The 1206-nt window shown below is 74.0% G+C and carries 2 protein-coding genes; one reads left to right on the top strand and one right to left on the bottom strand.

Features of this window, described 5'->3' with window-relative positions; all coding sequences use genetic code 11:
- Positions 1-27 precede the first annotated feature (27 nt).
- The gene (locus tag AB0G02_RS34975) at positions 28-930 is read right to left on the bottom strand and encodes a DMT family transporter (RefSeq protein ID WP_360803137.1); all 903 of its coding nucleotides are present in this window, start codon (positions 928-930) and stop codon (positions 28-30) included.
- 73 nt (positions 931-1003) lie between these two features.
- Here AB0G02_RS34975 and AB0G02_RS34970 point away from each other — a divergent pair.
- Positions 1004-1206 (top strand): LysR family transcriptional regulator (locus AB0G02_RS34970; protein WP_360803134.1); only part of this gene is annotated, 203 nt, incomplete at its 3' end.

Here is a 1206-nt window from a genome sequence, read left to right as displayed (position 1 = left end):
TCTCCGCATTGCTGGGGCGATGCCGGGTCAGCGCCGGGACTTGCCGACGAACGCCACCGACCCGAGCACGACGAGGCAGCCCGCCAGCTGCAAGGCGCTCGGCCGCTCACCGAGCAGCACGATGCCGAGCAGGATGGCGGCCACCGGCTGCAGCAGCATCAGCGTCGCGCCGGTGGAGCTGGACATCCTGGGCAGCGCCGTGGAGATCAGCATCCAGCCCACCACCTGCCCGACCAGCGCGAGCGCCAGCAGCCAGCCGAGCGCGGACCAGCCCGGCGTGAGGTCCAGCCGGTCGGTGGGCACGCCGATGGCCACGGCGACCGCGCCCGCCGACACCGTGGCCAAGCTCAACGTGTGCTCGCGCGCGCCGGACCCGGTGCTGTGCCGGATCAGCAGCAGGTAGGCGGCGTAGCCGACGCCCGCGCCCAGCGCGAGCACCGCGCCCAGCACCGGGTCCGGGCCGAACGCGGGCGTCCCGGCCAGGCCGCCCGCCAGCACGATGCCGCCCAGCAGCACCGGCACCGCCACCACGAACCGCTTCGACGGCCGCTCGCCGTGCACGAAGAACGCCACCGCGGGCACGATCACCACCTGCACCGACAGGATCACCGTGGCCACACCGGCGCCCACGAGCCCGATGGCGTCGCCCCACAGGACGAAGTCCACGCCCAGCCCGATCCCGGCCAGCAGCGGGAGCAGCACCCGGCGGCGTGCGGTGCCACGCCTGCGCTCCCACCACACCAGCGCCAGCAGCACCGGCAGCGACATCAGGCAGCGCCAGAACGCGCTGGTGCTGCCACTGGTCCCGGACACCTTGATGAACACCGACGAGAGGGCGATGCAGAAGCTGCCCGCGGCGGCGAGCAGGGCCGGGTTGACGCGCCGCGCCGCGGGGAGCGTCCCCGCCGGACGTGCTTCGGTGCTGGTCACGCACCCAGCCTCGACCGCACGACCGTCAAGGACAAGCGAATGTTCTTGCACGGAACTCGGTAGCATCGCTTCCGTGTTCGGTCTGGAGCGGATGCGCGCGCTGCACGCCGTGGCGACGCACGGGACGGTCGCGGCGGCGGCCACGGCGCTGCACGTGACCCCGTCCGGGGTGTCCCAGCAGCTCGCCAAGCTGGAGCGGGAGGCCGGGCAGCGGTTGCTGGAGCCGCACGGCCGCAGCGTCCGCCTCACCACCGCCGGGCCAGCACGTGCCCGGCG

Source organism: Actinosynnema sp. NPDC023658 (genome assembly GCF_040639995.1).
GTDB lineage: Bacteria > Actinomycetota > Actinomycetes > Mycobacteriales > Pseudonocardiaceae > Actinosynnema.
This window is presented reverse-complemented; position numbering and strand designations above follow the sequence as displayed.